Genomic DNA, 25,066 nt, shown 5'->3' with positions numbered 1-25,066 from the left:
CCGATTATCTCAAGCTTGCAGTGCTGGCTGTGATCACGCTTTTTGCGGCGATTGCGGCTAACTACGCACGCGATGCTGCCTATATGGTTCACGCTATCTTAACGATGGTAACTGCGGGGGGGCTGTTTTTGTGGCAGCTGCGCCGTGTGGATGAACCAAAGGCGCAACCAGCAAATGAATACATGGACGGGCCCGTTCGGGCATCTGTCATCGCCACTGCATTTTGGGGTGTTGTGGGCTTTTTGGTGGGCACTTTCATTGCCTTTCAATTGGCTTTTCCGGTGCTCAATTTTGAATGGGCACAAGGATACCTGAACTTTGGACGTCTGCGCCCGCTGCATACCAGCGCGGTAATCTTTGCGTTTGGGGGGAACGCGTTGATCGCATCCGCTTTTTATGTGGTGCAACGGACATCGGCAGCGCGGCTTTGGGGCGGAAACCTGAGCTGGTTTGTCTTTTGGGGGTACCAGTTTTTTATCGTTCTGGCGGCGACCGGGTATTTACTTGGGTCGACCCAAAGCAAGGAATACGCAGAGCCCGAGTGGTACGTTGATATCTGGCTGACCATCGTTTGGGTCTGCTTTTTGGCTGTTTTTGTTGGCACGCTCGTGCGCCGCAAAGAGCCGCATATATACGTGGCTAACTGGTTCTACTTGGCATTCATTATTACCGTGGCGATGCTACACTTGGTTAACAACTTGTCGTTGCCAGTGTCGATCTGGGGCTCGCGCTCTGTGCAGGTTATGTCCGGCGTCCAAGATGCGATGACACAGTGGTGGTACGGGCACAACGCTGTGGGCTTTTTCCTGACGGCAGGCTTTTTGGGGATGATGTATTATTTCATACCAAAGCAGGCGGATCGCCCCGTTTTCTCGTATAAACTGTCGATCATTCACTTCTGGGCCCTGATCTTTTTGTACATTTGGGCAGGCCCCCACCATCTTCACTACACCGCGTTACCTGACTGGGCCTCGACGCTGGGTATGGTGTTCTCGATCGTGCTGTGGATGCCGTCGTGGGGCGGGATGATCAACGGTTTGATGACGCTGTCTGGCGCATGGGACAAGCTGCGCACCGACCCGGTGTTGCGGATGATGGTCACCTCGGTCGCGTTCTACGGGATGTCGACGTTTGAAGGACCGATGATGTCGATCCGTGCGGTGAATTCACTGTCGCACTACACCGACTGGACCATCGGCCACGTGCATTCTGGTGCGTTGGGCTGGAACGGTATGATCACCTTCGGGATGCTCTACTTCCTGTTCCCAAAGCTGTGGAATAAGCAACGCCTTTACTCGCTCAGCCTTGTGTCATGGCACTACTGGCTCGCGACGATTGGCATCGTTCTGTACGCGTCGTCCATGTGGGTAACGGGGATCATGGAGGGCCTGATGTGGCGCGAAGTGGATGCAAATGGCTTCCTCGTGAATAGCTTTGCCGACACCGTTGCCGCCAAGTTCCCGATGTACGTGGTGCGCGGTTTGGGCGGGGTCCTGTTCCTCGCGGGATCGCTGATCATGGTCTACAACCTGTGGATGACTGTCGCCAAAGGCGAGGCGAAAGCCCCGGCCCGCGTCGCAGTCCCTGCTGAATAAGGAGGAGATCTCATGTCTATCCTCAGCAAACACAAAAAGATCGAAACGAATGTCACGCTTTTGATGGTTCTGTCCTTCTTGGTCGTGACTATCGGTGGCATCGTGCAGATCGCTCCGCTGTTCTATCTCGAAAACACGATTGAGGATGTAGAGGGCATGCGCCCCTACTCCCCACTCGAACTCGCTGGGCGCGAGATTTATATCCGGGAGGGCTGCTATGTTTGTCACTCTCAGATGATCCGCCCGATGCGAGATGAGGTAGAGCGTTATGGCCACTATTCGCTGGCGGCTGAATCGCAGTATGATCATCCGTTTCAGTGGGGGTCCAAGCGGACCGGGCCTGACTTGGCTCGGGTCGGTGGGCGCTATTCTGACGACTGGCACATTGATCACCTGATCAGCCCGCAGTCGGTGGTGCCAGAGTCGGTCATGCCCAAATACGGCTATCTGCTAGACCGTAAGGTACAACCGGAAATGGTGCGCGACCTGATGGCGACGCACCGCATGGTTGGCGTGCCCTATACCGAAGAGATGATCGAGTTCGCGGCCGCCGATGTAGGCACCCAAATCGACCCTTGGGGGGACACGGATGACTTCCTTGCCCGATACCCCAAGGCGCAGGTGCGTAATTTTGATGGTGCAGATGGCGTGTCCGAAATGGACGCTCTTGTGGCCTATCTTCAAATGCTCGGCACGTTGGTCGATTTCTCGACCTTCACGCCCGATGCAAGCCGGTAAGGGGGCAGATTATGGAAGACATTTACACCATCACCCGCGCCTTTGCGGACAGTTGGGCCCTGCTGGTCATGTTCGCGATGTTCATTGGGATCATCCTTTTTGCGTTCCGTCCCGGAAGCAACAAGGTGCATGCTGACATCGCCAATATTCCCTTCCGTCATGAGGATAGACCCGCACCTGATAGCGGGGAGGAGGCACCGAAATGAGCCATCAAACCGAAGATAAAGAACAAGAACTTCAAGCGGGTGACCCAAATACAACCGGTCACAGCTGGGACGGGATCAAGGAGTTCGACAACCCGATGCCGCGTTGGTGGCTCTGGACGTTTTACGCCTGTATCGTCTGGGCGATCGGCTACACGATTGCGTATCCCGCTTGGCCAATGCTCAAGGAGGCGACACCCGGCTTGTTGGGCTATTCCACTCGGGCTGAGGTGCAGCAAGACATCGATGCTGTGGAAACGCAGAACGCCCCCCTCTGGGATCAAATCGAACAGGTGGAATTGGCCTCGCTGAAGGAAAACACCGATCTGCACGGCTTTGCGGTGAACGGGGGCGCGGCGATCTTTAAAACCTGGTGTGCACAGTGCCACGGATCGGGCGCTGCGGGTGCTGTTGGGTATCCCAACTTGCTGGATGATGACTGGCTTTGGGGCGGGACTGTCGACGACATTGCCCAAACCGTGGCCTACGGAATTCGTCTGGAAGACGTCGTAGACAGCCGGTTTTCCGAAATGCCTGCGTTTGGCGAAATCCTCGCAGAAGAGGAAATCACGCAAGTCGTGTCCTACGTTCGTTCGCTGTCTGATGCGCCGCACGACACAGCATTGGCCTCGGCTGGTGAGGCGGTCTTTTTGGACAATTGCTCAAGTTGTCACGCCGAAGACGGCACCGGTGACCGGTTCCAAGGTGCACCCAACCTGACGGATGCGATCTGGCTTTTCGGCGGCTCTGAGGAGGCGATCACCGAGACGGTCATGAACTCTCGCTACGGTGTGATGCCGAACTGGAACACAAGGTTGTCTGAGGGCGAAATTCGCGCCGTCGCGGCCTATGTGCACCAGCTTGGTGGGGGGGAGTGATTTAGGTTCGGATCCGTCCCTCGCGGGCGGATCTGAAAGGGGTCGCACCTTGATCCTGTTCGCGCGTTTCCAAAGGTGGACCCAATTAGGCCGCCCTCCGCATTTCGGGGGGCGGTTTTCATTTGTGGTCTCTCATTGAGCGAAAGGGGCAAAACTTGACACAGGTCAATGTTCGCTCGGCGTCACAACCCTAGGAATAGTGAAGCGAACAGAACCCCAATGAAACGAGTCGGTTGTATGACTGCGTCCCCCGAGACCCCAAAATCCCTTTATGCGGCACGTGAGCCGATATTCCCGAAACGTGTTTCAGGCTACTATCGGAACCTGAAATGGTGGATTCTGGCGGTGACACTGGGGATTTACTACGTGATGCCGTGGCTCCGCTGGGACCGTGGGCCAAACCTGCCCGACCAAGCCGTCTTGCTTGACCTAGCGCATCGCCGTTTCTTTTTCTTTTGGATCGAAATCTGGCCGCACGAGTTTTATTTCGTCGCGGGCCTTTTGATTATGGCCGGCTTGGGGCTGTTTCTTTTCACATCCGCGCTGGGCCGCGTTTGGTGTGGGTACTCCTGCCCGCAAACGGTTTGGACCGACCTCTTTATCCTCGTGGAGCGCTGGATCGAAGGGGATCGAAATGCACGTCTACGCCTGTGGAAGGCGAAGTGGGATGCCAAGAAAATCCGGCTGCGGATCACAAAGTGGGTCGTGTGGTTGCTGATTTCGGTCGCGACCGGCGGGGCTTGGGTGTTCTATTTTACAGATGCGCCCACGCTGCTGTTCGATCTGTTTGCGTTCGAGGCACATGCCGTTGCCTACACGACCATCGCGATCCTGACGCTAACCACGTTCGTCTTTGGCGGCTTCATGCGGGAACAGGTGTGCATCTATATGTGTCCGTGGCCCCGTATTCAGGCCGCAATGATGGATGAAGATACGCTTACGGTGGCCTACCGGGATTGGCGGGGCGAACCGCGTGGCAAAAAACACGAGAATGCAACGGGTGACTGTATTGATTGCATGGCCTGCGTGAATGTGTGCCCCACTGGGATCGACATTCGTGACGGCCAGCAGATGGCCTGTATTACCTGTGCGCTGTGTATCGATGCGTGTGATGACATCATGGCCAAGGTCGGCAAGCCCCGTGGCTTGATCGATTACATGGCTTTGACCGATGAAACGCTTGAGCGGGAAGGTCATGCGCCAAAGCCGATCATGAAGCATATTCTGCGCCCTCGGACGATGATTTACACGGCTCTTTGGGCCGGAATTGGTTTTGCGCTGGTCTTTTTGTTGTTCATCCGATCGCCCATCGACATGACGGTCGCGCCTGTGCGCAACCCGGTCAATGTGGTGTTGTCCGACGGCTCAATCCGCAACACCTACGACATCCGCCTGCGGAACATGAGTGGGACGGACAAGCCTTTCTACATCTCCCTCAAGGGAGATGACGCTCTGACCCTGCAGCTAGAAGGGACGGAGGGTCAGGTTGCGATGGTGCCCGCAAACGAGACCTTTTTGCAGCGCGTCTACGTGACCGCGCCGCGTGGTAGTGGTCCGGCCACGGGTGATCGTACCGAATTCCGGTTTTGGATTGATGATTTCGTCAATTCCGCACGAGCCCACACTGACACTGTTTATTTTGGGAGGACGACAGAATGACTGACAACGACCAAGTGACAAAAAAAGAGCTAACAGGCCGCAAAGTCTTTGCGATCATGGCAACCGGGTTTTCCGTAATCATTGGTGTCAACATCACAATGGCCTATTCCGCGATCTCGACGTTTCCCGGTTTGGTCGTGAAAAACAGCTATGTCGCGAGCCAAAACTTTGACCGTGAACGCACCGCTCAAGAAGCGTTGGCTTTGCAAATCGCTGCCGGCTACGACGCAGGTCAGATCAAGATTGTCGTTGATAGCCTCGCGGCTATTCCGGTTGGCATCAAAAGTCTGAGCGCGACAGTCGGCCGAGCCACTCATGCGCGTTCTGATCTGACGCTGGATCTGCACAAATCGGACGGTGTCTTTTCTGCACCTGCCGTGCTGGAGCCCGGCGCGTGGGTTTTGCGTCTGCGCGGTGAGGCTCAGGATGGCACCCCTTTCCGTCAAGACTTGGGTCTGGCGGTTCGCCGTTAGCATCACACGATGACAGCAACCTTTGAGCATTCTCGGCCCATGGCTTGTCCCGCTTGTGTGGGCGTGCCTGATGGCATTGCGGTTCAGTCTGAGCCGCTTGAAAACGCACGTTTGACGGTGGCCTTGCCCGGCATTCATTGTGCAGCGTGCATATCGGGTGTCGAACGGGCGCTTGCACAGGTTCCGGGTGTCGCCAAATCAAGCGTGAATTTGACGATGCGGCGTGTTGCGATTGAAGCCGCCCCAACAGTCGACATCCAGACCGTAATCGATGCGCTGGACCGCGCGGGGTATGAGGCGCAGGAACTGGATAGCAGCCTCTTGGCGCAATCCGACCGTGATGATTATGGGCGGATGCTATTGATGAGGCTCGGGGTTGCCGGTTTCGCGATGATGAACGTCATGCTTTTGTCCGTGGCTGTTTGGTCCGGTGCGGACGCCGCGACACGCGATATGATGCACTGGATTTCAGCGGCGATTGCATTGCCTGCGGTGGCGTTTGCCGGAATGCCCTTCTACACATCCGCGCTTGCAGCACTGCGTGGCGGACGCCTCAACATGGATGTTCCGATCACACTGGCGATTTTGCTCGCGGCGGGTACGTCGCTATATGAGACGGCGCATGGGGGGCAACATGCCTATTTTGATGCGGCTGTCGCACTTGCGTTTTTTCTCCTGACAGGTCGCTATCTAGAGCATCGGACACGGTCATCCGCGCGATCTGCTGCACAAGAACTTGCCGCGCTTGAGGTCCAGCGTGCGATTAAATGGGTCAACGGTACAGAGGTCACCGTTCCAGTGGCGCAAATCGCTGTGGGGGATGTGGTCATCGCGAAGCCCGGTGCGAATATTCCCGTCGATGGTGTTGTGATAACAGGCCAAAGTGAGGTGGATCGTTCCTTCATGACGGGTGAGACTGTTCCGATGCTCGCGCAGTCGGGCACATTTCTTTTTGCAGGCGAGATTAACCTATCTGGCGCCCTTCAGATGCGGGCTACAGCAGTCGGCACAGATACGGAATTGCGGCGGATATCTGATCTGGTTGCAATAGCTGAGGGCGGCAAAAGCAAATATTCTACCCTCGCGGATCGCGCGGTTCAGTTATACGCGCCGGGGGTGCATATTTTGTCCGCGCTCGCGGCAGTGGGCTGGTACATCTACACTCAGGATTTACGGCTTGCTTTGAACATCGCAGCTGCGGTTTTGATTATTACATGCCCATGTGCTCTGGGGCTTGCGGTACCTGCCGTGACCACGGCCGTAAGCGGGCGATTGTTCCGCAAAGGCGTGTTGGTTAAGCATGAAACTGCACTTGAGAGATTGGCTGAGGTCGACATTGTCATATTCGACAAAACCGGGACGCTGACGCTGGGCACGCCCCAAAGCGACGATCTGGCCAACTTGAGTGAGGTGCAGAAATCAGTGCTTTACGGATTGGCCAAGGGGTCAGATCACCCCCTTAGCGTCGCGTTGAGCAGAACGCTATCGGTGCAAAATATCGTACCAGCCGAGATTTCGGATCTGACGGAGCATCCTGGTTGTGGGACCGAAGGGATATGGGCGGATATGCCTGTTCGACTTGGCCGCGCAACATGGATGGGGCTAGAGCAAGGCACAGGTTTAAGCGCTTGTTTCCAAATAGGGGAATTAGACCCCATTCGCCTATCATTTGATGAGCAGCTTCGTCGCGATGCCGCTAAAAGTGTCGCTGCTCTTAGGGCGCGTGGATTAGATGTGAGGATACTCTCGGGTGATGGTCCGCATTCGGTCGAGAAAGTTGCGCAATGCTTAGGCGGCATCCCGTTTGAGGCTGAACAGACACCAACACAAAAAGCCGATACAGTTTCGTCTCTCGCGGCAGAGGGGAGACGGGTTTTGATGGTTGGCGATGGATTGAACGATACGCTCGCGCTCGCGAATGCCCATGTGTCGATGTCACCCGCGAGTGCCTTGAATGCGGCGCGCGTGGCTTCTGATTTCGTATTACTCGACACAGGATTGCGCGGGCTTGATGGGGTATTCGACTTGGCACACCAAGCCCGTAGCCGCATTGTTGAAAATCTGAGCCTCGCCTCGCTCTACAACGTCATCGCAGTGCCTCTGGCCATTGCGGGGATGGCGACGCCCCTGATCGCGGCACTCGCAATGTCTGTATCCTCACTCACCGTCACGCTGAACGCGATCCGGTTGAAATCATAGGAAAAAGAGGCCCAACATGGACGTTCTTGCAGTGTTGATCCCAATCTCTCTGTTTCTGGGCGCAGTCGGCTTAGTGGCTTTCATCTGGACACTAAAGACCCGGCAGTACGACGATCCCGAAGGCGACGCACAGCGCATCTTGCGTTCCGACTATGATGACTACCCCAAGCCCTAGGCGGTTTCTTTCACTCTCTCAATCGATTGCTGAACACGCCGCGCCAATGACCCAGGCAATTGCCGCAACACAGCCGCCTTTGTCTTGGCATCTTGGTTCTGAAGCACGATCGCTATCACAGCTGGATGTTCTTTTGGCAGGTCACTTTCTTCGATTAAGGCTGCGATCGTGCTGCGAACCACTGGTTTCGCAAGCATACCGTTAATTGGTTTTGCAGGGGGCGTAGGGGGTGTTTTTTTCTTATTCGGTTCTAGTCGTGCCAATAGATCCCGCGCACTCTGCATGAGCGTTTCACGACTGGGCATCGCATTCAAACTGTCCTGAGCCGCGCGATCCTGCTGCTGAAGCGCTTTCGCTTGCTGGGTTAAATCGCCCAAATCGTCATGCGCCCCTTGCTTGTCGATAAGCGCTAGCAAAATGCGCGCACGTTCCGCGTTTGATGCGTCTGAGGGCAATCGTGCTTCGGGGCTTTGGTTCGCCTCATCGGCGGGCTGAGGGTCGGGTAGCATAGGAGCCTCCTTAAAAATAACTGCGCACCAGGGCGCTTGTGACCAACGTCCAGCCATCCGCGACCACAAAGAATGCGAGCTTGAATGGCAGGGCAACAACTGCGGGGGGGACCATCATCATACCCATGGACATTAGGATGGCGGCCACGACCATATCGATGATGAGAAAAGGTAGAAAAACGAGAAACCCGATTTGGAATGCGCGTGAGATTTCACTGAGCAGAAAGGCGGGCACCAGAACGGACAAGGGAGTTTCTTCGGTGGAAATTTCTGCTGACTGAGCGCGCATATCGAGCATTGCGTCGAGTGTTTCGGGGTCGACGCGCGCGCCCATGAAGATTTGAAACGGTGCCATCGTTTCGCCGAACGCGGTGCCTATATCCATCGTGCCCTCGACCAACGGCGACAAGCCATTTTGCCAAGCGCTGGTAAACACCGGCTCCATAACGAAATAGGTGAGGAATAATGCCAAGCTGACGATTAACATGTTGGGCGGTGATTGTTGCAAACCGATGGCCTGCCGTAGGATCGACAGAACTGTCACGATAAACGGAAAACACGTCACCATGATCGCCAGTCCGGGCGCTAGGCTTAATACTGTGATGAGCGCGATCAATTGAAGAGTTCGCGCCGTCAGTGCGTTCTCTTCTCCCAGCGAAATCGCGATTTCCTGCGCGTTGGCAGGCACGGCAATCACTAAAAAAAGCGTCAGGGCTAAAAACGCCCTCATAGGCTTTCGTCGGCCTTTGCAACTTCGGTTAATCGAACGGCTAATTGACCCGTCTGATCCCCATCCAATTCTTGCAACTCACCCCGAGCGATTAACCGATCCCCAACGTACAACTCCACTGGATCGCTGATCGAGCGATCCAGCTCGATAATGCTGTCTTGCTCAAACGCTAATAACTGCGAAACCGTGGGCCGGGCGCGGCCAACAGAAACCGAGACTTCGACAGGTATGCGCGAAAACGGACTGGTCGAATGAGCGTTATCCATTAAAAACTTCCTTTTCATCGGGTAAATTGATGGCGCTGTCGTCCGACAAAACCGCGTCAAAAGCGGTTTCGATCCCGTCTACAACATGCAAAATGTCGATGGATCGACCGGTAGAGCCCAGTTTCAGGTGCGCCTGGGTCAATCCCAACGCGTCGTCTGCCGTGAGTTTGAATTGTGGGATATCGGGGTGATTTTCGAGCAGTGAGGTCATTGCATTTAGCTCTTCGTGTGAAACACGAATTTCCACTTCTGCCTGCGCAACGTCTTGAGCGAGAGCCATAACTTCATCTAGCAAGCGTTGTCTAAATCCGTTCTGCGCGAGGGCGGGGAGGAGTTTTTGCACAATATCCGCCATAAGGGGTTTGAGCTCGGCCAAGATCTCAGCGCGCGCGTGATCCACAGATAGGTGAGCATCCGAAAGCCGTTTGCCTAGGGCTTCCGCGATATGTGTTTGATCGCGCTTCGCGCCCTCTAGGCAATCGTCCCAGCCCGCTTGATACCCTTTTTCATATATTTCTGTTGTATCAACCGCGGGCACGGCTTCGGTTAATGTTTCGACATCTCTTGGCGGTGTATCACCGAACTCTTCGAGTGAAAGGCGGGAAAAAGAAGTCATGCTTTAGGCCTTTTCTTCCATCCATCCACGCAAGATTTCGACAGTTTCCTCGCGTCGGTCTTCAATCAGTTTACGCAGCCGATCGACGGGATCTTCGTCTTCGTTGTTATCGCCAGTTGCCATGTTGAAGGCTGGTAGATCGGGGAGATCGCTGCCTTGACCTGACAATTTCGTCATATCGAAATCTGAGACTGTACCCATTTGAGGCATCGCAAACGGTGCATTGTCCTCCTCAATGGTGCCGCTAAGTGCTGGCAAATCCGGTAAATCAGGCAATGATGGCGCTGGCGCAGCCGGCTGTGCCATCGAGGGTAGCGCGCGGGCGGATCCTGTGGGGGGCGTTGCGGCACCTTCTGCGATCGGCAATGCTGCAGGGGCGGTTGTTGCTCCGGATTTGAAGGCCGGACGCACCACAAAAAGACCAAGCAGCAGCGCAACAAGCCCAAGAAGTGTGACTTGAATGAGGTTTTGAATGTCCAATCGATCCATAATCCCTGAGGCATTGATGAATTCCGCCTCCGGTACCTGTTGGTAGGCTTGATTAAACTGAAGCGTTTGCAACGAAATTGTATCACCGCGTGCAGAATCAAACCCGACTGCTGACTCAACGAGCTGTTTTAGAGCATCGAGCTCTTCTGCAGAGCGTGGTTGCCAGCCGGTTCCGCCATCTGCATTCGTTGTGGTCGTTCCATCGACAAGTACCGCGACCGAGATGCGTTTGATCGCACCAGGACCTCGTTTGATTTCGCGTTCGGTGGCGGAAACGTCGTAGTTAATACGCTCTCTTGTTGATGCATTCTGAGCGTTTGAGGAACTGCCCGCACCGCCCGCATCACCCTCTGGCAGATTGCTCGCAACGGTAACGGCGCCGCCCGCTCCAGAATTGGAGCTTTCGCGGGTGGTTTCTTCGCTATCAGTGCTGATCACGATGCGGCTATTGGGGTCGAGTGTGCGCTGCACCAAAGTCTCTGCGGCGCGGTCGGTTTCGACACTGACTTCAACGACATAGCTGTTTGGGCCGACGCGTGCTGACATAAGGCGTTCAACACGCTTTTGCAGAGCGACCGCACGGCTTTCTTGATCAAGTCCAGACGCCTGATCTGCATCAGCAGACACGATACGGCCGGTTTGCCCATCAATCACAGTCACATCTTCGGGCATTAGGCTCGTGACCGCCGAGGCGACTAAGAATTGGATCGCTCGCGCTTGTGGTTGCGCAATTGCGCCCCCGCTCGTCATCAAGGTGACTGACGCTGTTGTCGTGGATTTGCGTTGGAATGGAGTGTTGTTGGCATTGGCAATGTGCACACGCGCACTCTTGATGCCTGCACTGCCAGCTAATGTACGTGCAAGTTCGCCCTCTTTTGCGCGCCAGTAGGCCGCGTCAAACATCTGGGATGTCGTTCCAAACCCAGTCATTTGTTCAAGAATTTCGTAGCCGTTTGCCCCAGTTTGGGGCAGCCCTTCGGCGGCCAATGTCATCCGCAAACTGTCGCGCCGGTTGCTTTCAACAAAGATGCTCGTGCCGCGTACTTCATGTTTGGCGCCTTGTGCTTCGAGCGATGCAACCACCTCACCTGCTGAGTTAGCATCCAGTCCAGCATAAAGAAGCGACATGCTGGGCGTATTTGCGATGCGCGCCATCATGAGGACCATCACGAAAACCCCCACAGTTGCGGCACCGACAATAATGCGACGTTGCAGCGGAAGCGTGTTCCAGAAGGATAGCAGGTTCTCCACGATCTTCTCCTTATGTACGCGGACGTTCTGCCCGGGTCTTGAGGGTAAGATTGCGCATTCGCCTTAATAATCGGTTAGCCAAACGGTGGTTATAGTCGGTCGTGACAAAAAAAGATGGACGCCCAAATGGCCGAGAGCGACGAAACCAAAGATGCCCTTCCAAAGAAGGCTAGCAAGCTGCCGCTTATTCTTGCGGTTGTTGTCGCACTTGCGGGCGGGGGCGGGGCGTTCTTCTTTATGTATACGAGCGGAAACAGCGCACCTATCGACGTCACAGAGGCTATCCCCGAGGATGATGCGCTTAGCCCACTTGCTGATTTGACCTTTGTCCCTCTGCCCCCAATGGTGATTGCCTTGGGAGATAGTTCCGCGAATCGATTGTTGCGATTTCAGGCACAGCTTGAGGTTTCATCAGGTGATGAGGAAACGGTCTCTTACTTGGAGCCGCGGATCATGGATGTATTGAACACGTATCTTCGCGCGGTTTCTGTCGAAGACCTCGAAAGCCGTCGTGCTCTTATTCGCCTGCGCGCGCAGATGCTGCGCCGTATCCAGATCGTGACGGGAGGAGATCATGTTCGGGATCTCCTCATCACAGAATTTGTTTTAACGTGAGGTTGTCGAATGCTGATTGATCTTGTTGCTGATGCTTTGCTTTTGAGCGGCGCCTTGTGCGCGTGCGCGTATTGCTTCGTTTTGTCCCGGCGTTTGAAAAAACTTTCGAGCTTCGAATCTGGCCTCGGGGGGGCAATCGCGGTGCTGTCTACTCAGGTGGATGACATGCAAAGGGTGCTCAAGGAAACGGAGGCTACTGCGGGAGAAGCATCCTCTCAGCTTAAGGACCTTGTGCAGGAGGCCGAAGATGCCGCTGGCAATTTAGAAGTTTTATTGGCGAGTCTGACCGACATGCCCGAGGCGCCTATTGCGCAACCGCGTGCCGCAGCGCACCCAGGCGTATCTGTCGCAGCGCCTCCGGCTGCTGTCGAGCCTGATGTGTTTTCCTTTGTGACAGCGCGCGCGCGGAATTCCTAAGGGGAATGCTTATGAACAAACCGAGTACAAAGGCGCCGAAGCCGATCCAGAGGCAGATTACACTGCTCATCTTGTTGTTATTTCTCGCCTCTGCAGGTGTTCGCTTTGCTGGTTTGAGCGCGGCGTGGGCGACGGCTGAAACGGATGTAGAGGTCACAGACACATTCGGCAGCGACATGTGTATTCCCGACCCAGCGTTTTCAACAATGATGGAAGACCTCACTGCGCGTGAGGCTCGGTTGCTTGCTGCAGAAGTCGCCATTGAACAAAAACGAGTGGATGTCGAACTGTCGCGTCAGGCGATCATGGAACAACTCGCCATCCTGGAAGAGGCGGAAATGCGTCTCGAAGCCGGACTTGCGGCGTCGTCCACCGCATCAGAAGACGATCTTAGCCAGTTAACGGCAGTCTATCAGGCAATGAAGCCCAAAGTCGCGGCAGAGCTTTTTGAGGCAATGGATCCAGAGTTTGCCGCAGGTTTCCTTGTTCGAATGGCACCAGAATCAGCCGCCGCAATTGTCTCAGGTTTGCAGCCTGCAACGGCCTATGCCGTAAGCGTGATTGTCGCCGGGCGAAATGCAAACGCGCTAAAGGAGTAACTCATGACCGGAATTATTGGGATCGTTTGCGTTTTTGTCATGGTGTTCGGCGGCTATCTGGCAGCTGGCGGTAAGATGGGCATCATTATGAAAGCTCTGCCCTTTGAGATGACGATGATTGGTGGTGCCGCAGTCGGTGCATTCCTCATTGCGAATAGCATGTCAGAGGTCAAACATACCCTCAAAGATGTTGGTAAAGTCTTCAAAGGTCCCAAGTGGAATACTGACGATTATCGCGATTTGCTGTGCCTTTTGTTCGAACTCATTCGCCTGGCGAAACAGAATGCAGTTGCGGTCGAGGAGCATATCGAGGGTCCGGAGACTTCAAGTATTTTCACTAAATACCCCAAGATACTTGCAGATCATGAAGCTGTCGGTCTGATCTGTGACACCATGCGCGCCGCGTCGATGAACTACGATGATCCACATCAGGTCGAAGAAGTTCTTGAAAAGAGAATGGAAGCGAACGCTCATCATGCGCTTCATTCTAGTCATGCGCTTCAAACAGTCGCCGATGGCCTACCTGCCTTAGGGATCGTGGCGGCTGTGTTGGGTGTGATCAAAACCATGGGGTCGATTGATCAGCCGCCAGAAGTGCTAGGCAAGTTGATCGGTGGTGCTTTGGTCGGGACTTTTCTGGGCGTTTTTTTGGCCTACGGCCTTGTCGGACCATTCGCGTCGCGGGTGAAGACCGTGGTTGAAGAAGATGTCCATTTTTATCGCCTTATCAGAGAAGTCCTCGTGACTAATTTGCATAACCACGCAACAAATATTTGTATCGAAGTTGGACGACAAAATACGCCGACGCACATACGGCCATCCTTTGCCGCAGTGGAAGAAGCTCTCAAAGACGTGAAGAGTGCCGCATGAGATTGCTTCTTACCGGCTCTGTTTTGCTCTCTTTTTTGGCCTGGACTGCCTCCGCTCAAGAGGACCTAATCGCGCAATCTGGTGAACATGAAACGTTCTCGCGGATTGTTTTCCCTCTCGCGGAAGAAATCACTTGGAACATTGAGCAGTCTGATCGCGCCGTGCGTATTTCTTTTCGGGATCTTGATGCAACGCTGAGTACAGAGGGCTTGCTCTCTCGACTTCCTACCGGGCGGCTCGAAAGTATTGCCGCCGAGCGCGGAGTAGTGGAGCTAGCGTTGGGGTGTGATTGCGAAGTTGATGTGTTTAGGTTCGATGGCCGCTTTGTTGTGATTGATGTTCTAGATGCGGTAAAGCTGTCCGCGCCTACGGAGACCGGATCTACAGTAAAACCCAGCATTCCGTTTGCCGACGATCAGCCAAACCCTATTGCGGCTCTCGCTGCAAGAATGTTGCCTTCCAATGAACCGGTGGTGGATGAAAGCGCTCAAATCTTTTCGGATGATGTTTTGGCATCTCGGATGGCTGACGCCGTTGCGGCACAATTGCTTGCTCCGTCTGGTACCCTTGAGCCAAATGATGACACGCGTGCGGGCAATGGTCCCATGCAAATTGAGATCAACACGCCGTTTAGAAATCAGCTGCCCCAAAAGGCGACCGCACAAGAACAAAACTGCAATCTACCTACCTATGCCGATATCGGCCAATGGCCTTCTCATCAGGAGGTTCTTCAGTCCATTGGCGCAATGCGACGTGAGGTCTTCGATGATAACGGCCAAGTAGATCCGATACGCGCGCGGGCCCTCGCAGCGGCATATATTGCCTTGGGCTTTGGTGTCGAAGCGCGCGCAATCCTCGAAATGAGTGGGCAAAATGATCCTCTGATGAAAGCGTTAGCCTATGTTGTAGATGGTTCGCCCAGTCCTTCGGATTCTGAACTCCGCGAGGCATTCGCGTGCCCCAACGCACTTGCGTTCTGGGCGGTGCTTTCGGCTGGTGCCTTGCCGGATGGGGCAAATCTTAACGAAAGGGCGGTCGAGGTTACTTTGGCGAAAATGCGTGTCGAATACCGCGGTGTTTATGCGGGTACAGTCGCCGCAAGGCTCCGAGCCGGTGGGTACGAACAGGCAGCGCGCCAAATTGAGGGATTAATGGCGCGAACGAACGGCTCAAACGCTGCCGAGGTTGCAGTATTTGATACTGTTGCCTTAGCTGAGCTTCAGCTAGAGGAACGCCTCGCTACACTCAGGTCGCTTGTCTTTGCGAATACTCCGGTGTCGGCGCAAGCGCTTAATGCTCTCCTGCGGGAACATATGCAGTCGCGCATTGCCTTGGATGACGCACTTTTGACCTTTGCAGGCTCCTTCGTCGAGACGGTTGAAGATGATGCCCTGCGCATCGGTATTCACGCAGGCGTTCTTTCTGGCCTCGTGCTTTCGGGGTACCCGTTTGAGGCGTTGCAAGCCTATGAACGGCTCTTGCTTGTCCAGCCAGAGCACACAATGGCCCATTTGGATGCCTTGGTATCATTGGCAACGGAGGTTGTACCGGCAGATGAGTTCGCGCTCTTCGTTGTGGGGCTAGGAGATTTAGTCACGTCTCAGACGGTCGATACAGCGACGATCTTGAATGTGGCGCGACGCATGGTAGATGTCGGAATACCAAGCAAAGCGCTCCACTTGATGACGCGGAGAGACTTGGATCAGTCGCCAGAAAAGAGACTTATTTCTGCGCGGGCCTATCTTGCGATGGGCGATCCGCGCGAAGCATTGTCGCGTGTTGCTACTCTCACGACAGATGACGCGTACCAGATCAGGGCCTATGCATATTTAAATATGGGGCAATATGAGGCTGCGTTCCCATATCTTGAGGAAACAGATCCTTTGCGAGCGTCCGCAGGATGGATATCCCAGCGGGTAGAAGCAAAGGGAATTCAATCTTACCCAAGGCAAGTCCTGCTGGATCAGGTGAATGCGCAGTCGCAGTCTGAGGGCCCAGCAACACTGACGACACTTTTGGAAGAAACATCCCAAATGAGGACCACAATTCAAGGACTTCTGCGGGAGTAGCCGCCGTCGGTTGCCCCGAACGGATTTGTTTCTTCTGCGAGCTGGGCGCAAAATGCCCTCCTATTTTCAATCATTTGGTAACCTCGTTTCTCTAGGATTCTCTATGACAAACATCTGGTTGCCGCTCTTTCGGTCCCAGTTGTTGCGCATCATTGGGAGCCAGAATGGGTTTCATTTCCACATTGTTTAAGCCGACGACGCTGCTCGCTTTGGCTTTAATGGCGATCATCGTCATGATGATCTTGCCAATGCCGGCTTGGGTGCTCGACATCGGTTTGGCTGCTTCCTTTGCGCTTGCTATTTTGATGTTCACAGTCACGCTTTTTATCGAGCGACCGCTGGATTTTTCAGCTTTTCCTACTGTTTTGCTCGCGTCCTTGATGCTGCGCCTGTCGCTGAACGTTTCATCCACCAAGTTGATCATTGGGGAGGGGCATTCTGGCACTCACGCAGCTGGCAACGTGATCGAAGGTTTCGCAAATTTCGTCATGGGGGGCAGCGTGTTTTTGGGCGTTGTCGTGTTCTGCGTTTTATTGATTGTGAATTTTGTCGTAATCACAAAGGGCGCGACGCGCATGGCAGAAGTCGGTGCGCGTTTTGCGTTGGACGGCATGCCCGGCAAACAACTCGCTATCGACAGCGACATGTCCGCGGGCGCGATTGATCACGCCGAAGCCAAGCGCCGCCGTGAGATTGAGCAGGCTGAAACCACTTTCTTTGGATCTCTTGATGGTGCGTCAAAGTTTGTAAAAGGCGACGCAATTGCCGGGCTTCTAATTACACTTCTAAACCTTGTTATGGGCTTGGTAATTGGCACTGTTGTGCACGGCTTGGACCTTGGTGCGGCCTTTGAAACATATGCGATCCTTACTGTAGGGGATGGGCTCGTCTCTCAGATTCCGGCTGTGATTATTTCCATCGCATCTGCACTTTTACTTGCGCGCGGAGGCACGACTGGGGCAACGGATGCGGCGGTTTTTGCGCAATTGGGGCGATATCCCACGGCTCTTATGACGGTTGGCTTCATACTCGCCCTGTTCGCTCTGGTTCCAGGGCTGCCGTTTATTCCCTTTTTATTGGGTGCGGTTGGCCTGTTTGCTGCGGCATATTACGGCCATCGTGCTGCCCAACAGGAAGAAGAAAAAGAATCCGAGCCTCAACACGAAGATCAAGTGCCAGAGACCCGCATCGGCGATCTTCTTGAGCTTGATGAAATTCACGTGCAATTCGCGCCTGATTTGGTGGCGTTAGCGCTTGACCCAGCGTCCGGACTTGAGGCGCGTATAACGAGCATGCGCGAGCATATTGCTCAATCTTTCGGCCTTATCCTACCAGAAGTGCGACTGACGGATGATATTGGGTTACCAGCGGGGCAGTATGTCATTCGCTTGTTGGGTGTTGAACAGGCCAAGGACACCCTAGAGCAGGATAGCGTTCTGGTGCTCCTTCCGGACGAAAGCGCAGAAACACCGGCGGGGCGAAGCGTTAAAGAACCGGTCTATGGGGCGCCCGCGAAGTGGATACCGAAAAGCGAAGAACAGGCTATGGCGCTTGCAGGGTTCACTACGGTTTCGCCGGGAGAGGTGCTTGCCACGCACCTCTTGGAGGTGATCAAGGGAAACCTGCCGCGATTGCTGGGGCTTAAGTCGCTGCAACGGCTTCTGGATGAGTTTACCAGCCCAACTAATCCTGTTCGGGCATCCAGTAACCGCCGCCTTGTGGATGATTTGATCCCTGAAAAGGTTCCTATGGAGACCTTGATGGCTGTTCTGCAGATGTTGCTCAGCGAGCGCGTTTCTATTCGCAATCTCCCTCTGATCTTGGAGGCAATCGCAGAAATGCGTGCCGCTCAAGCACCGCTTGAAACCATTTGTGAGCATGTGCGTCAGCGACTTGGATTCCAAATCGTTGCTGAGTTTCGGCGCGCTGATGGGACGCTACCGTTAATCCAGCTCGCGCCCGATTGGGAATCGCTGTTTGAATCTCATCAAACCCGGGGTGAGCATGGAAATGTAGATGTGGCTCTTCCGCCTGCACTGTTTTCAAAACTGGCTTCTGGCATTGGGGAACGCGTTGGTTCTGCGGCGGAACGAGGCGATTTCCCCGCTCTTATTACGTCTAGCAGGCGACGTAGATACCTACATACAGTCCTGCGCTCCAGTGGTCTCAGCAACCCTGTTCTCTCATTCGAAGAACTTGGCCCCGATGTAAAACCGGCAATAGTAGGCCTCGTTGCCATATGATGACTCAAATCCAAGAGATAATGGGTTTTGGGCAAGACGCATTAACCCTCTTTGGCCTTCTATTTCTGCGGATCGGGGCATTTGTCTCGGTCCTGCCCGCGCTTGGGGATCAGATGATCCCAGCCCGTGTCAAACTGGCCGTTGCACTTGTTTTGGTTGTCAGTGTTTTTCCAACCGTGACGCTTCCCAGCATCGAACCCGGCGCACCACTGGTATTCTTGTTCTTTTCAGAAACGCTGGTGGGCTTCATGTTCGGCATCACTTTGCGCTTTCTCAGTCACGCCCTGTTGGTGGCGGGAGCGATCGCGGCTCAATCCACGTCTTTGTCGCAACTGCTTGGCGGCCCATCCATTGACCCCCAGCCAGCACTCTCCAACATCATATATATGGCGGGTTTGGTGTTGATTGTATTGGCAGATCTTCACATCAAAATCATATGGGCGCTTGTCGAACTATATGGGTTTTTGCCCATCGGCGTCTTTCTTGTGCCTCTGGATGTGATGACATGGGGTGTCGATAGCGTCGCGAGCATCTTTGGATTGGGGTTCGTATTAGCCGCGCCCTTCGTCTTAGTTTCTCTTATTTATAATGTCGCGATGGGCATCATAAACAAAGCGATGCCACAGCTGATGGTTGCCTTCGTTGGTGCGCCAGCGATCACGGCCGGGGGCATGATCCTTTTGTTCATCTCGCTTCCGATCCTCTTGCCGATTTGGTTGGAGCGGTTTGATGCGGTGCTCGCAGCACCTCTGCAGGCTTTGCCATGAGCGACGATGACAGTTCTGAAAAATCCCATGAAGCGACGGAGCAAAAGCTGCTCGAAGCGCGCCGGAAGGGGGATTTTGTCAAATCTACCGACCTTCATACGGCTGCCAGCTATGCGGGTCTTCTACTATGTCTCGGGATCGCAGCACCTGCTGCTTTGTCCTATTTTGGACGGTTCTCTAGCGGGCTTTTGGAAAACGCGGACGCCTATTCCGAAACGCTGTTGTCTCCAGGTGGCGCGCACCTCCATGGTGAGTTGCTACTGGCAGCAGGCCTGGCGGCAGCGGCATTTTTTATTTTTCCTGCCTTTGGAACACTGATCTCATTGGTTGCGCAGCAAGCCATTGTGTTTGCGCCAACCAAGCTGGAGCCTAAGCTTTCAAAGGTTTCGCTTCTGAGCAATGCGAAGCAGAAATTCGGGCCTTCGGGCCTGTTTGAGTTCCTAAAGTCAGCCGTAAAACTTATCATTATTTCTGGCGTCTTGATCTGGTTTTTAGCGAGCAACATGGACCCAATGATCGGCGCGATGAACGCCGAGCCGGGTCAGTTGGTAGCACTGATGGGCGCGCTGCTTCGCGAATTTCTGGTCATTGCGGTCGTTATTGCAGGTCTGATTGGAGCGATCGACTATTTTTGGCAGCGCTTTGATCATCTGAAAAAGCAAATGATGTCACAGCAAGAGTTGAAAGAAGAAGCTAAAAAAGCCGAGGGGGACCCGCATGTCAAAGGGCAGCGCCGTCAGCGTGCACAGGAAATCGCGCTCAATCAGATGTTGGCGGATGTGCCTGACGCTGCAGTGGTTGTCGTCAATCCAACGCATTATGCCGTCGCCTTGAAGTGGTCTCCGACAGATCCAACGCCGCCCATGTGTGTGGCCAAGGGGGTGGACGAAATTGCGGCGCAAATCCGAAAAGTCGCCGCAGAACACGGCGTGCCCATTCATCGTGACCCGCCAACGGCCCGCGCTTTGCATGCCACCGTAGAAATTGGCGCGCCAATCAATCGGGAACATTTTGCCGCCGTCGCTATTGCGGTTCGTTTTGCTGATGAGATGCGCAAAAAAGCAAAAGGAAGCCGCCGGGAATGAACCAAAAAGTTAAGCAATTGAATGCGCTAAAAGACATCACAGAGCTAAAATCTGAGATGAGCCGAGCCAAGTTATCCATCCATCGGGCCGAGATTGATGGAATTGACGCAGTGATGCGTGAAGTCAGCGCCGCGCGCGCGACCACGGCCGCCGGTACGCTGATGCAGGCAGCGGCTGCTGATCGCTATGCTATTTGGGCTGCAAAACGGAGTGATGCTTTGAAAGCAGATTTGGCTATGGCGATGGCTCGTGCCCAGCCGGTGAAAGAGATGGCGGCCAAGGATGAAGCTCGGTCACAGGTCATAAAGCGGCTGATCAAAGATCAGAAAAGGCAACACTAGGGGCATACAAGCTTAACGCAGTTGCCGGAGCCACGCTGGCACTATTGCTACCATTCAAGCGCCAACTTGCGGTGGCTGCAAAACTTGAACGCCATTGATTTTCCAGCCGACTCCGCCTTCGATCATCGTATAGCGTAGCACGTGTACTACACCTGCTTGGTCAGTGATCATGACATCCTGAAACGTGCGGCTCGGCTCTGATTTCAATGGTAGAAAGTCAACTTGGCCTGGGCGCCACACCATTGGATATCCTTGGCGTACCATCATGCCAAACTGCTCTGGTGTTCCAAAAAGCTGACGGATGGTGGGGCTCGCGTATGTGAAGGCGGTCACAAAATCATCCTGCTTAAAAGCTGTGATTTGCGATTGGATCACAGATTGGATGGCTGTTTCATCCGCCCGAGCAGACACCCCATTCAGGATCAGGATCAACGAAAAAAGCAAAGTGCGCATGGCAGCCTCCGGGGTTTTGCTCCCCTTTATGCTAGCCGCAATACGCCATTTGGCAAATCAGTTGAGTTGACCTTCAAGTGCAGAGTCGATGAGTGCGATTGTTTCTGTAACGCCATAGAGAGCAATGAATCCCCCAAAGCGTGGTCCTTGCGAAGCGCCCAGCAGGACTTCGTAAAGCGCCTTGAACCAGTCACGCATCGGGTCAAACCGCTCGCGACCACATGCAAAAACGAGGCCTTGAAGCGCTTCTGCGTCTGCCTCACCCTCCCACGCTGCCAACCCTTCACGCAATGCGATCAGCGCTTCGCGTTCGATTTCGCTGGGGGCGCGATAGGTTTTGTTTGGAAGGACAAAATCGTTGTAGTAGCGGACGGCAAAGCCCGCGGCTGCATCAAGGCCAGGATGGGTTGCGGGTGCTGCCTCAGGAGCATAACGCTGGATAAACCCCCACAGTTGGTCTTTGTTTTCTGCGTTTGCTACACTTGCCAAGTTCATCAGCATTGAAAATGGAACCACCAAATCAGATTGCGGTACGTCTGCTCCGTGGATGTGAAACACCGGGTTTGCAGCCTGCTTTTCGGGTTCTTGCGTGTGATAGGCGCGAAGCTGTTGATGATACTCATCCACGGCTTTCGGGATCACATCAAAATGCATCCGTTTCGCCGTTTTGGGCTTTTGGTACATAAAGTAAGACAGGCTTTCGGAGGACGCGTAGGTCAGCCATTCATCAATGCTGATGCCATTCCCGCTGGTCTTCGAGATTTTTTGCCCGCTTTCATCTAGGAAAAGCTCATAGGTGAAATGCTCAGGTTTCTTGCCCCCAAGGATTTCGCAAATACGGTCATAAATTGGCGTATTGGTAGAGTGATCTTTGCCATACATCTCAAAATCGACATCGAGAGCGGCCCACCGTGCGCCAAAGTCAGGCTTCCATTGTAGCTTTACGTTGCCCCCAGTGACGGGCAGCGTCCATTCACGGCCAGTGTCGTCATCAAACGTGATTTCACCCTTTTGACCGTCGACGTGTTTCATCGGCACGTAAAGAACGCGCCCCGTTTCGGGGTGAATCGGCAGGAAAATCGAATAAGTTTGACGCCGTTCTTCGCGAAGTGATTTGAGCATGACTGCCATCACATCGTCGTATTTTTCAGCCGCGCGCAGCAGCACCGGATCAAACTGCCCAGAGCGATAGAATTCAGTGGAACTGATGAATTCGTACTCAAACCCAAATGTATCAAGAAAACGACGGAGCATCGCGTTATTGTGATGTCCAAAGCTTTCGTATTCGCCGAACGGGTCGGGAACCGAGGTCAGGGGACGTTGGAGGTGCTCGTCTAGGTCTCTCGGATTGGGGACATTTCCGGGAACTTTTCGCATTCCGTCCAAGTCGTCAGAAAAACAGATCAGTTTCGTTGGAATGTCGGAGATTACCTCAAAAGCACGCCGCACCATCGTGGTTCTGGCGACCTCGCCAAAGGTGCCGATATGGGGAAGGCCGCTGGGACCATAGCCTGTTTCGAACAGTACATAGCCCTTTTCCGGAGGACGTTTTTCGACCCGTTTGAGCAGACGGCGAGCCTCTTCAAAAGGCCAAGCCTTGGAGGTGAGTGCAGCGTCGCGAAGAGTGCTCATGATCGGAATTATCCTATTGAATGCGTCCGGATTTGGACAGATGCGACCACTCCCTATTGCGGGTGGGGTCTGGGGTCAATAAATTGGTCATATAGCCCTTAAACGAAAGCCGATACGCCGTGACAGAAAACCCCCAAGCAATGACTGCGCAAGATGCGCTGGTCGCATTGATGATCGCGGTTTCGGCATCGGATGCGAATATTCGTACCTCGGAGTTGTTGACGATCCAGCAAATCGTAAACCATCTGCCGATTTTTGCGGAGTATGATATCGACCGCATGCAGCAGGCCGCACAGACTGTGTTTGATCTGTTGGAAGAAGAAGACGGCTTGGACGCGTTGTTTGGGTTGATCAAGAATGCGATCCCAGTGTCACATTATGAGACAGCTTACGCATTGGCTTGTGATGTGGCAGCAGCCGATGGCCGGTTGCAGCAGACAGAGCTCGAGCTGCTAAAAGAAGTGCGCTACGAGTTGGCGATTGATCGGCTGCATGCGGCCGCGATTGAGCGTGGGGCCCGGGCGCGCCATCTTCCGCTTTAGCGTTGATGTCGCCACGCGTTGGGTAAACTCGTTTACGAGTGTTAAGGAAGTTTCAGGGGCTTGTGCGCTCTTGGCAGCGCTCTCCTGTTATTCATCTGCGGGTGTGTGCGTGAGTGTGAAATCTGTAGGCGGAGCCTTTAGATCGTCGGTGCTTAGTAGTCCCTCTGGGCGTGCAAGGGCGTAGCGTTTCACCCAAATTAAGCGCGATGCGGCACGTGTGATCGCCACATAGGCGAGGCGTTTCCAAAGAGCTTGGCCTGCTTCCATACGACCAGCGCGAGATGCTGCGTACAAATCTGGCGCAAAGACCTGTACTTCATCCCATTGAGATCCTTGAGCCTTGTGGATTGTGACAGCAGCACCATGCAGAAATGCAGCGCCCATGTGAGCCGCGAATGGGAGAAATGGCTCATCCTCATCCGGCAGTTCGATTTTGACGATCGACGCGGCTGAAATTTGAGGGTCCGGTGCACCGACAACATGAAGACGCGAGAACCCTGGTTTCCGCCCGGGGCCTAGGTATACGACCTGTGCACCTTTGATTAACCCGCGTGCCTCTAGGTCAATGCGGCGTTTACGATGTTTAAGCGGCAGCTCGATCCCATCGCATATTAAAGGCTCACCGGGGAGTAGAGCATCTTCGGGCGCCTCGTGGGCCATTCTAAACGCACGGATCAGGCGCACACGTGTTGCATTGCGCCAGACCAAAACGGGGCTGCGGGCCATCAAATCGCTATTTACACGCGCCGCAACTTCCACACGTGGGTCTTTCTGCGCGGCCTCTTCGATCATATCTTCAAATCGGGAAAAATCTAGATCGGGATCGGCAAGCGCATGGGCAAGATCAAGGATTGGATTGTCGTCCGCTTGCCGATGGATGCGATTTAGGATCAGCCGTTTCTTGTCGCTGAGCCGATCAAAAACCATTTCTCCGGACTGGCCGACCGGAGCCAATTGTGCGGGATCTCCGAATAGAACCAATGTTGGAAAAATCTCACGCAGGTCATCGTACTGTTTTTCGTCCAGCATGGAAGATTCATCAACAAAACCAATGTCTAACGGAGATTCTCGGCGCTTCCATCCCGTAATGAAGTCAGAGCCCTTTAACCCAGCGGCAGCCAATGCTGCTGGCACTGATTTGGTCTCGGAATAGACGCGAGCGGCGCGATCCAAGGCCTCATCTGTGATGTCGGCGATCCTGGGGCGGTTCCCATCTTCGGCCAGCCATTCAGCGATTTTTTCATACTCAGGGTCATAGACTGGCGTGTAAAGAATGCGGTGAATCGTCGTGGCGGGGACACCACGATTGCGCAAAACTGAGGCAGCTTTGTTTGTTGGAGCTAGCACGGCGAGCGTGCGTTTGTCCTTGCGGCTTTTGCCCTCATAGTCGCCGGAAACTAGCTCTAGGCCAGCGTCCTGTAGTGCTTCTACAAGCTTGGCGAGGAGAAGTGTTTTCCCGCTACCGGCCTTGCCGATTACAGCTGTGACACTCGATTTCCCGTCACTCAAAGGTGTTAACAAAGCATCATCAAGATTAACGCCCGCGCTTTTCAATATATTTGAAATGCTATCAAAGGCGTCAGCCTGATCGTCGGAGAATTTGATGGGTGTTTTCGCCATGGCGGCACACTAGGCTAGGCCATGGCGGTGTG

At 54.2% G+C, this 25,066-nt stretch carries 26 protein-coding genes; 18 read left to right on the top strand and 8 right to left on the bottom strand.

The genetic code is table 11. From position 1 onward, the window contains the following. The 8 genes from ccoN to ccoS form a co-directional block, all read left to right on the top strand. Positions 1–1,595 (top strand): cytochrome-c oxidase, cbb3-type subunit I (gene ccoN / locus AC4GMC_RS01235; RefSeq protein WP_488083981.1); only part of this gene is annotated, 1,595 nt, incomplete at its 5' end. A gap of 12 nt (positions 1,596–1,607) precedes the next feature. Next, entirely contained in the window at positions 1,608–2,333 is a 726-nt protein-coding gene (ccoO, locus tag AC4GMC_RS01230; RefSeq protein WP_487877593.1) for a cytochrome-c oxidase, cbb3-type subunit II, read from the top strand. An 11-nt stretch (positions 2,334–2,344) separates the two neighbouring features. Continuing rightward, positions 2,345–2,539, top strand: coding sequence for a cbb3-type cytochrome oxidase subunit 3 (locus tag AC4GMC_RS01225; protein WP_487877594.1), 195 nt, complete (start codon positions 2,345–2,347; stop codon positions 2,537–2,539). After that, positions 2,536–3,414: a cytochrome-c oxidase, cbb3-type subunit III gene (ccoP, locus tag AC4GMC_RS01220; RefSeq protein WP_487877595.1), complete on the top strand. Its 879-nt coding sequence runs from the start codon at positions 2,536–2,538 to the stop codon at positions 3,412–3,414. Before AC4GMC_RS01225 ends, ccoP begins: the two co-directional genes overlap by 4 nt. Positions 3,415–3,651: 237 nt before the next feature. Further along, on the top strand, positions 3,652–5,073 hold the full coding sequence (gene ccoG, locus AC4GMC_RS01215) for a cytochrome c oxidase accessory protein CcoG (RefSeq protein ID WP_487876366.1): 1,422 nt from the start codon (positions 3,652–3,654) through the stop codon (positions 5,071–5,073). After that, a complete protein-coding gene (locus AC4GMC_RS01210; RefSeq protein WP_487876365.1) occupies positions 5,070–5,546 on the top strand; it encodes a FixH family protein in 477 nt (158 codons plus the stop codon). Before ccoG ends, AC4GMC_RS01210 begins: the two co-directional genes overlap by 4 nt. Positions 5,547–5,555: 9 nt before the next feature. Continuing rightward, positions 5,556–7,745, top strand: coding sequence for a heavy metal translocating P-type ATPase (locus AC4GMC_RS01205; protein ID WP_487876364.1), 2,190 nt, complete (start codon positions 5,556–5,558; stop codon positions 7,743–7,745). 16 nt (positions 7,746–7,761) lie between these two features. Further along, on the top strand, positions 7,762–7,920 hold the full coding sequence (gene ccoS / locus AC4GMC_RS01200; RefSeq protein ID WP_487876363.1) for a cbb3-type cytochrome oxidase assembly protein CcoS: 159 nt from the start codon (positions 7,762–7,764) through the stop codon (positions 7,918–7,920). On the opposite strand, the gene AC4GMC_RS01195 is transcribed toward ccoS, so the two are convergent. Genes AC4GMC_RS01195 through fliF form a run of 5 tightly spaced genes read right to left on the bottom strand, consistent with a single transcriptional unit; the run spans position 7,917 to position 11,781 of the window. After that, entirely contained in the window at positions 7,917–8,429 is a 513-nt protein-coding gene (locus tag AC4GMC_RS01195; RefSeq protein ID WP_487876362.1) for a magnesium and cobalt transport protein CorA, read from the bottom strand. The genes ccoS and AC4GMC_RS01195 overlap by 4 nt on opposite strands. A 10-nt stretch (positions 8,430–8,439) precedes the next feature. After that, the gene (gene fliP, locus AC4GMC_RS01190) at positions 8,440–9,159 is read right to left on the bottom strand and encodes a flagellar type III secretion system pore protein FliP (protein WP_487876361.1); all 720 of its coding nucleotides are present in this window, start codon (positions 9,157–9,159) and stop codon (positions 8,440–8,442) included. After that, positions 9,156–9,425 (bottom strand): FliM/FliN family flagellar motor switch protein, encoded by a 270-nt coding sequence (locus AC4GMC_RS01185; RefSeq protein ID WP_487876360.1) that lies wholly within the window; start codon positions 9,423–9,425, stop codon positions 9,156–9,158. Before AC4GMC_RS01185 ends, fliP begins: the two co-directional genes overlap by 4 nt. After that, the gene (locus tag AC4GMC_RS01180) at positions 9,418–10,041 is read right to left on the bottom strand and encodes a FliH/SctL family protein (RefSeq protein ID WP_487876359.1); all 624 of its coding nucleotides are present in this window, start codon (positions 10,039–10,041) and stop codon (positions 9,418–9,420) included. The genes AC4GMC_RS01185 and AC4GMC_RS01180 overlap by 8 nt, the downstream gene beginning before the upstream one ends. A 3-nt stretch (positions 10,042–10,044) precedes the next feature. Beyond that, positions 10,045–11,781: a flagellar basal-body MS-ring/collar protein FliF gene (gene fliF / locus AC4GMC_RS01175; RefSeq protein WP_487876358.1), complete on the bottom strand. Its 1,737-nt coding sequence runs from the start codon at positions 11,779–11,781 to the stop codon at positions 10,045–10,047. A 126-nt stretch (positions 11,782–11,907) separates the two neighbouring features. Here fliF and AC4GMC_RS01170 point away from each other — a divergent pair, with 126 nt between their 5' ends. The 9 genes from AC4GMC_RS01170 (at position 11,908) to AC4GMC_RS01130 (ending at position 20,787) form a co-directional block, all read left to right on the top strand. Beyond that, the gene (locus AC4GMC_RS01170; RefSeq protein ID WP_487876357.1) at positions 11,908–12,396 is read left to right on the top strand and encodes a flagellar basal body-associated FliL family protein; all 489 of its coding nucleotides are present in this window, start codon (positions 11,908–11,910) and stop codon (positions 12,394–12,396) included. A gap of 9 nt (positions 12,397–12,405) precedes the next feature. Next, positions 12,406–12,813 (top strand): DUF6468 domain-containing protein, encoded by a 408-nt coding sequence (locus AC4GMC_RS01165; RefSeq protein WP_487876356.1) that lies wholly within the window; start codon positions 12,406–12,408, stop codon positions 12,811–12,813. Positions 12,814–12,824: 11 nt separating this feature from the next. After that, a complete protein-coding gene (locus tag AC4GMC_RS01160) occupies positions 12,825–13,412 on the top strand; it encodes a MotE family protein (RefSeq protein ID WP_487876355.1) in 588 nt (195 codons plus the stop codon). Positions 13,413–13,415: 3 nt separating this feature from the next. Continuing rightward, positions 13,416–14,282 (top strand): flagellar motor stator protein MotA, encoded by an 867-nt coding sequence (motA, locus tag AC4GMC_RS01155; RefSeq protein WP_487876354.1) that lies wholly within the window; start codon positions 13,416–13,418, stop codon positions 14,280–14,282. Further along, positions 14,279–16,351, top strand: a complete 2,073-nt coding sequence (locus tag AC4GMC_RS01150) for a hypothetical protein (protein WP_487876353.1) — start codon at positions 14,279–14,281, stop codon at positions 16,349–16,351. The genes motA and AC4GMC_RS01150 overlap by 4 nt, the downstream gene beginning before the upstream one ends. Before the next feature lie 164 nt (positions 16,352–16,515). Further along, on the top strand, positions 16,516–18,594 hold the full coding sequence (gene flhA, locus AC4GMC_RS01145; protein WP_487876352.1) for a flagellar biosynthesis protein FlhA: 2,079 nt from the start codon (positions 16,516–16,518) through the stop codon (positions 18,592–18,594). Then, positions 18,591–19,361, top strand: coding sequence for a flagellar biosynthetic protein FliR (locus AC4GMC_RS01140; protein ID WP_487879021.1), 771 nt, complete (start codon positions 18,591–18,593; stop codon positions 19,359–19,361). Before flhA ends, AC4GMC_RS01140 begins: the two co-directional genes overlap by 4 nt. Then, positions 19,358–20,446: an EscU/YscU/HrcU family type III secretion system export apparatus switch protein gene (locus AC4GMC_RS01135; RefSeq protein ID WP_487876350.1), complete on the top strand. Its 1,089-nt coding sequence runs from the start codon at positions 19,358–19,360 to the stop codon at positions 20,444–20,446. Before AC4GMC_RS01140 ends, AC4GMC_RS01135 begins: the two co-directional genes overlap by 4 nt. Then, positions 20,443–20,787, top strand: a complete 345-nt coding sequence (locus AC4GMC_RS01130) for a hypothetical protein (RefSeq protein ID WP_487876349.1) — start codon at positions 20,443–20,445, stop codon at positions 20,785–20,787. Before AC4GMC_RS01135 ends, AC4GMC_RS01130 begins: the two co-directional genes overlap by 4 nt. Before the next feature lie 54 nt (positions 20,788–20,841). On the opposite strand, the gene AC4GMC_RS01125 is transcribed toward AC4GMC_RS01130, so the two are convergent. Together AC4GMC_RS01125 and AC4GMC_RS01120 are read right to left on the bottom strand one after the other, a co-directional pair. Then, a complete protein-coding gene (locus AC4GMC_RS01125) occupies positions 20,842–21,240 on the bottom strand; it encodes a DUF4864 domain-containing protein (RefSeq protein WP_487876348.1) in 399 nt (132 codons plus the stop codon). A gap of 57 nt (positions 21,241–21,297) precedes the next feature. Further along, the gene (locus tag AC4GMC_RS01120) at positions 21,298–22,872 is read right to left on the bottom strand and encodes a lysine--tRNA ligase (protein ID WP_487876347.1); all 1,575 of its coding nucleotides are present in this window, start codon (positions 22,870–22,872) and stop codon (positions 21,298–21,300) included. Positions 22,873–23,012: 140 nt separating this feature from the next. On the opposite strand from AC4GMC_RS01120, the gene AC4GMC_RS01115 reads away from it, so the two are divergent. Then, entirely contained in the window at positions 23,013–23,414 is a 402-nt protein-coding gene (locus tag AC4GMC_RS01115) for a tellurite resistance TerB family protein (protein ID WP_487876346.1), read from the top strand. An 87-nt stretch (positions 23,415–23,501) separates the two neighbouring features. Here the strand turns inward: AC4GMC_RS01115 and AC4GMC_RS01110 are convergent, their stop codons facing one another. Further along, positions 23,502–25,034: an ATP-dependent DNA helicase gene (locus AC4GMC_RS01110; protein WP_487876345.1), complete on the bottom strand. Its 1,533-nt coding sequence runs from the start codon at positions 25,032–25,034 to the stop codon at positions 23,502–23,504. Between the last annotated feature and the right edge of the window lie 32 nt (positions 25,035–25,066).

It is taken from the genome of Thalassobacter sp. (assembly GCF_982993085.1).
The sequence above is the reverse complement of the archived record's forward strand: the minus strand, read 5'-3'. Positions and strand labels throughout refer to the sequence as shown.